6 protein-coding genes and 3 pseudogenes are annotated in these 5,626 nt (G+C 55.1%); 5 read left to right on the top strand and 4 right to left on the bottom strand.

Going from position 1 to position 5,626, the window contains the following annotated elements:
- The 4 genes and pseudogenes from AQZ59_RS09290 to AQZ59_RS08920 form a co-directional block, all read left to right on the top strand.
- Positions 1 to 128 (top strand): annotated as a pseudogene (locus AQZ59_RS09290) (transposase); the annotation flags it as partial.
- An 82-nt stretch (positions 129 to 210) separates the two neighbouring features.
- A protein-coding gene (locus AQZ59_RS08930) for an IS3 family transposase (protein ID WP_152994746.1) occupies positions 211 to 1,346 on the top strand; the annotation gives its coding sequence in 2 pieces (ribosomal slippage) (positions 211 to 481 and positions 481 to 1,346; 1,137 coding nt in all).
- A gap of 452 nt (positions 1,347 to 1,798) precedes the next feature.
- The gene (locus AQZ59_RS08925; protein ID WP_062614292.1) at positions 1,799 to 2,611 is read left to right on the top strand and encodes a class I SAM-dependent methyltransferase; all 813 of its coding nucleotides are present in this window, start codon (positions 1,799 to 1,801) and stop codon (positions 2,609 to 2,611) included.
- Between the two features lie 16 nt (positions 2,612 to 2,627).
- Positions 2,628 to 2,966: a cupin domain-containing protein gene (locus AQZ59_RS08920; RefSeq protein WP_024110836.1), complete on the top strand. Its 339-nt coding sequence runs from the start codon at positions 2,628 to 2,630 to the stop codon at positions 2,964 to 2,966.
- Positions 2,967 to 3,117: 151 nt separating this feature from the next.
- Here the strand turns inward: AQZ59_RS08920 and AQZ59_RS09285 are convergent, their stop codons facing one another.
- Entirely contained in the window at positions 3,118 to 3,333 is a 216-nt protein-coding gene (locus AQZ59_RS09285) for a DUF4411 family protein (protein ID WP_082661262.1), read from the bottom strand.
- A 51-nt stretch (positions 3,334 to 3,384) separates the two neighbouring features.
- Here AQZ59_RS09285 and AQZ59_RS09780 point away from each other — a divergent pair.
- A pseudogene (locus AQZ59_RS09780) lies at positions 3,385 to 3,564 on the top strand (IS256 family transposase); the annotation flags it as partial.
- On the opposite strand, the pseudogene AQZ59_RS08915 reads toward AQZ59_RS09780, so the two are convergent.
- From AQZ59_RS08915 to AQZ59_RS09880, 3 genes and pseudogenes are all read right to left on the bottom strand, one after another.
- A pseudogene (locus tag AQZ59_RS08915) lies at positions 3,544 to 4,239 on the bottom strand (type I restriction-modification system subunit M); the annotation flags it as partial. The pseudogenes AQZ59_RS09780 and AQZ59_RS08915 sit on opposite strands and share 21 nt — an antisense overlap.
- A gap of 427 nt (positions 4,240 to 4,666) precedes the next feature.
- Positions 4,667 to 5,395, bottom strand: a complete 729-nt coding sequence (locus tag AQZ59_RS09280; RefSeq protein ID WP_330218619.1) for an Abi family protein — start codon at positions 5,393 to 5,395, stop codon at positions 4,667 to 4,669.
- A 100-nt stretch (positions 5,396 to 5,495) separates the two neighbouring features.
- The coding region (locus AQZ59_RS09880; RefSeq protein WP_330218614.1) for an IS3 family transposase at positions 5,496 to 5,626 on the bottom strand (131 nt) is incomplete at its 5' end.

The raw sequence follows: 5,626 nt of genomic DNA, 5'->3' as shown, positions 1-5,626 counted from the left end.
AAGGCTTCTTCCAGGACTTAAAAGCCCGCGGGCTTCGTGGTGTCTTCCTTATCACCAGTGACGCCCATGAGGGCATCCAGCACGCCATTTCCGAAGTGCTGCCCGATGCGTCCTGGCAACGGTGCCGGTGGAGTGCCTCAGGTTTTTAGGTGCAGGTGACTTGAGTGTTGTCCATTGATGTCCTGCCCGGTGGGTAGGGGGAATGGATGAATGGTGAAGAAGTTTAGTAAACACACTCCTGAGCAGATTGTTCGCAAGCTTGATAAGGCCCGCGAACTCAGAGAATCAGGGTCGACCACCGCTCAGATCTTGACCGAGCTGGGTATTAGCGAAGCGACGTTGAACAGGTGGCAGGCGACGTATGGTGCGATGAGCAGGAGCGAGGCGAAAGAGTTGCAGCGTCTGCGCGATGAGAACACGCACCTGAAACGGCTACTGGGTCAGGCCGAGCTGGAAAAAGCAGCATGGAAGGAATTGGCAGAGGGAAACTTCTAGGCCCGGCTCGCCGTCACGATGCCGTGTGGCATCTGGTCGAGCTGGGCTATTCCCAGAGACTGGCATGCAAGGTTGTTGGGCTCTCACGCTCAGCCTACCGGCGCGCTAGAGACCGCGATCATGGGCCTGATAAGTATGCGGGTCTGCGTCAGTGGATGCATGAGTTCGCTAAGGATCACCGCCGGTGGGGACACCGGCGCGTCTGGGTCAAGGCTCTTGGCCTGGGCTACGGGGTGTGCCGGGAAACATTCCGCCGCTTATGGCGCGAAGAAGGCCTGCGCGTGTTGCCACGGAAGAAGCGCAAACGCGTCGATGGTAGCGGCTGGGTGGATGTGCCTGCGGGGCAATACCCGGGTGATGTGTGGGCGCTGGATTTCCAGTTCGACTCGACCTGGCACGGCAAGACGATCAAGATCTGCAATATTATCGATGAATATACCCGCGAACACCTCGCCTTCGCAGTCGATAAGAAACTTGATGCGGGCTCGGTCATCGAGCTGCTCGACCTAGCCTCGCTCGCACATGGCGGACGCCCGCGGGTGATCCGGATGGATAACGGGCCCGAATTCATCGCTCAGGCTCTCAAAGACTGGGCAGCCGAGGACGAGACGATCCAAGCCTTCATCCCGCCAGGCGAGCCGTGGCATAACGGGTTCGTTGAGTCTTTCCATAACCGGATGCGAGACGAGCTCCTCGAAGACAACGGTATCGAGGACCTTGATCACGCCCGAACCCTCGTGGCACAGTGGTCACACCGGTACAATACCTTCCACCCGCACTCTTCCCTGGGCTACCTCAGTCCACGGGAATACGCGGAACAATGGAAACAAGAAAACACGGTCAACGCTTAAACCACGTGGACCTAATTCTTAGGCCACCCCACCCCCCCCAGCTTGGCCTGCTGGGTTTCGAGCTCGCGAGTGTTATACACGGTTTTGTCGAGCAGGTGCATGGTGTCATCAAGCACGTCAACACGTGATAGAAAGACCCCCGGACGGGTCTAGTCGCTAGCAACACAAACAAATTCAATCGCTTATTGTTTAGATGTTCTCTTGAAGATACCCCTTGAGTGGACGCAAACGACGGTTTGGTGGGCGCAAACACCTGGTTCGACCTAGTTTTAGCAAACTTTTTGACTGCAAAACTGTCTAAGGGCTACTGCCGTCGATCATTCGCGCTCAAAGCAAACGCAGCCCGGAATATCTCCATGCCGCGTAGGCAAAAAGTTGACCCAACTAGCCGGTTGCGAGTTTTTTAATTGAATAATTAGGTTCACCTAAGCTAATTCAGGTAGTATTTTGTTGTGTCAAAGAATCCTTCCATTCCGCAAAGTGATCGCTCTACAAAAACCGCCGCCGGGCATTGGGTGCTGGCGCGCGCCGGGAAACGGGTCTTGCGTCCCGGTGGCCTGAAGCTCACCACGCGCATGCTGGATAAAGCAGATATTTCCGGCCGCGAAGTGGTGGAATTCGCCCCAGGTTTGGGGCGAACAGCGAAACTCATAGTCGACCGCGGCGTTTCCTCATATGTAGGAGTCGACCAAGATCCCGATGCCGTCGCAAACGTGCAAGACGTCGTCACCCCGCATGGCGGAAAGGTTATTAACGCGCAAGCCCAGAACACCGGCCTGCCAGACGCCTCGGCTGACGTAGTGATTGGCGAAGCCATGCTGACGATGCAGGGCGAAAAGGGCAAGGACGAGATCGTGGCCGAAGCGTTTCGGCTGCTCGCTCCAGGCGGCTGCTACGCGATCCACGAGCTTGGGCTCACCCCCAACGATATTGACGCCCAGCTTGCCGACAACTTGCGTAAGCAGTTGGCCCAGACGATTCGCGTCAACGCCCGCCCGCTAACAGAAAACGAATGGTGCAAGGTGCTTGAAAACGCTGGCTTTACCATCGAATGGGTTGGTTTCGAGCCGATGGCGTTGCTATCGCCGCGACGCAATCTAGCCGACGAAGGGCTGCTCGGGGTAGCGCGCATTATCAAGAATGTTCTCCGCGACAAGGATCTACGCCAGCGTATTTTGACCATGCGCGCCACGTTCAACGAATACAAAGATCAGCTCACCGGAATCGCGGTCGTTGCCCGCAAACCCAAGACGCAAGAAGACTGAAGAAAGAACACCAGAAATGAGTGACCCCAAACCCCTCCCGACGGCCATGCTCGGCTTCATAGACAACCTCGCCGACCGCATCGAATACGCAGAAAATTCCACCGTCTCAAAGACGCTTATGCAGGCAGAAGGCGTTAACGTCGTGCTGTTCTCTTTCGACAAGGACGAGGAGCTCTCGGAACACACCGCGGCCATGCCCGTAATAGTGCAAGCCCTAGAAGGCGAACTAGAAATCACCGGCGACGGCAAGACCGTCATATTGAAGCCAGGAGGCCTGGTTCACTTCACGACGAGACTCCCCCACGCGGTAAAAGCCCTGACCAGGGCAAAAATGGTGCTCTACATGCTCAAGTAGAGCGGATGGCAGTTCGGGGGCACAGTCTCTCGCGCCCGTCCCTAAATCTATTCACGCGGTTTTCTCACGACTAGTAGGTTCAGAACCTACTAGTCGTGAGAAAAACTTATATTCCCATCTAAGTGCTCAGCATCTCGTTAGGTCTTACTTCCTAATGGAACCGAAGCCCCAGTTTCCGATAGAGATCGAACGGGCCGAAGTAACTCACGTTCATGGCATCACAGGCATCCGGAATCTTAATCTTCCTCTTCGAGTTGGGCGCCGGTTGCTCTGAAGTAACTACAAGACACTTTCTGCTATGGGTTGCGTCCCTTAGTGTGGTGTAACGCTTGCTGATGGTGGGCCCCGGAAATAGTGGGGCGGCCATCGTCAGTAATCTTCGACTCAACTACCACATCTCACCGAAAGGCACGTAACGATGACCGCTGCACCGCATTCTATCGACCCGACAACCTATCTGGATGATCTGCTGGCCCAAGCATCCCCGGATCTGATGCGGCAGATGCTGCAAGGCTTTATCAACCAGATCCTCTCCGCCCAGACTGACACCGTCTGCGGGGCTGAATACGGTGTTGTATCCACCGAGCGGGTCATACACTCGGTTCACACGCTTCTTACCGTCAATGGCGATGTGGGCGAGCAGTTCTGAAACCTCTTGCGGGGTGTAATACTCGCCCCCGGATTTACCGGCGTTGGAGGCGTACATCTGCATGAGGAACTCATAAGCGTCGCCGAACAGGTCAATGGAGTTGTCTGCGTACTCACCGCCGAGAGGGAGATCCCCAATCGCGTTTAACAGCTTCACGAGTTTTGCGTTTCGCTGCGCAACGGTGTTGCCAAGGCGTGAGTGGTTGACCTCGAAGTCGTCAAACAGGCCTTTGATGTCGTGTTCGCTTCGGGCCCCCACCGCAGAAGCTTCGATGTCTCGGAACACCGCCTCGAGAGTTTCGTTGAGGTTCGGGTCGTTTTCTGCTCGCTTCCTGACGTTTTCGAACAGTTCGGACGGCAAGATGAAAAAGCCCTTGTCGTTGACGATGCTCGGACGGGCGAACTCTGCGTCTTCGTCAGAGAGCTTTGCGTAATCAAAGTTCGGATCGCCGGCTTCGCGCTCACCCTTGTTGATGAACGCGGTGAGGTTTTCCGAGATGAAACGATAAAACAGTGCGCCGAGCACATAGGATTTGAAGTCCCAGCCGTCAACTGATCCGCGTAGATCGTTCGCGACCTGCCAGATGGTTTTGTGGAGCGCGGCACGCTGCTGCTCTTTGTTCATCCGTGAAACTCCTTGTCACAGTGCTTGGCTGCGGAGGTTGTTCCGCGCCTTATGGTTCCGAACCGGGAACCATAGAACTCACAGTAGCCCGCAGCACTGACATTCGTACAGATCCACGCCGCCCCGCGGTCTACTCTGAAATGCGGTAGGCCTTGGTATAGCAATTGCTTCTGTAGCTGTTTTGTCGCTCGTCGATGTGGCTTGTCATCAAGCCTCACCATGTGCGACTAACTCTTTATGGGCAGAATAAGCGCCAAGACTACGCCAGGATTCGTGGGCCGCTTGATCCATTTGTTGAGGTGTTCAACCTCAACCCTTAGGGATGGCGAGGAAGCCACGTTCTAGCTACTGGAGACTCCATTCCAGTCATCAGGGAAACCCATCTCGTCGATTTTCCGTAGTTCCAGGGGCTCATATTCCTCCGCAATCAGTCTATGAATTTTTTTACCCAGGTGGATCCCGGAGAGACGCTCCGAGGCATGAATGCTATGGCAGTGAGAGCGCCGAAGAGCCGTTCACTTTGCCCCTTCGGGAGACAAGACAGTTCTTGTATCGTTCGGAAAGCATTCGTCGCTGCCGGGGTGAAGTGGCGGTTCCATACGCGGCCGTGATGTGCACCTGTGTTTCGCAGAACGGTGAGTTGTTCGCACCATCGAGCGAGGGGATCTTGGTTGTAGTAGCTCTTCTTCTGCTTAGAGTTCAATCGATCGACGTCGCCAAAGAAACCGAAACTGTGTGCAATACTCCGCTGATCATCAAGAGTGAGGCCATCAAAGAGGATGGAAATATCGGAAAAATCAAGGACATCAGCAAGAACCCAGAATGGGTAATCCCCGTAGTTGACACTGTAGTGAGCCACAGCGCGGTTACGTTTTCGCTCGCGATCCACACGCTTCTCAGCAGTCTCTAGCCAGTCTTGATGCCGGAAATCCTCACGAAAGATACCTGGATCTTTGTAAGATAAGGCTCCTTTCGCGACGAGTAGTTCGCCGATCCGTGCACGTAGCGCAACCTCAATCCGCTCAATCCCATCGTAAATAAGTGTGCGCATTTTACGGTCGAATTCGTAGAGAGCGACTATTTCTTCGAACTTCGTGCCTCGCACAAAGCTGTCGGCGCGTTGCGGCTGTTTGGGGTCTTCAGGCTCTGGGAGAATCCGGTAGGCGTACCAATACCCGGACAGCCTGTAGTAAGAGACGCTAGACAGCCACTGCCTTGGGCTTGCCCGCTTGTTGTTGACGGTTTCGTTGTGTAGTTCACGCCGCGAGGTCCAGTCCGGCGTGGAGTTCGTATTCGACCGGGCTTTGGTAGCCGATCGCTGAATGGATTCGTTTGTGGTTATAGAATCCCTCGATCCAGGTGGCAACGCCTTCGTAGACCTCTTCAC

It is taken from the genome of Trueperella bernardiae (genome assembly GCF_001469025.1).
Classification (GTDB): Bacteria; Actinomycetota; Actinomycetes; order Actinomycetales; family Actinomycetaceae; genus Trueperella; species Trueperella bernardiae.
This window is presented reverse-complemented; position numbering and strand designations above follow the sequence as displayed.

What these genes read in the sequence shown, in the direction of transcription:
- AQZ59_RS09285 (WP_082661262.1), bottom strand. Translation starts at nt 3,333, where the DNA reads ATGGCCGCCCCACTATTTCCGGGGCCCACCATCAGCAAGCGTTACACC.
- AQZ59_RS08920 (WP_024110836.1), top strand. Translation starts at nt 2,628, where the DNA reads ATGAGTGACCCCAAACCCCTCCCGACGGCCATGCTCGGCTTCATAGAC.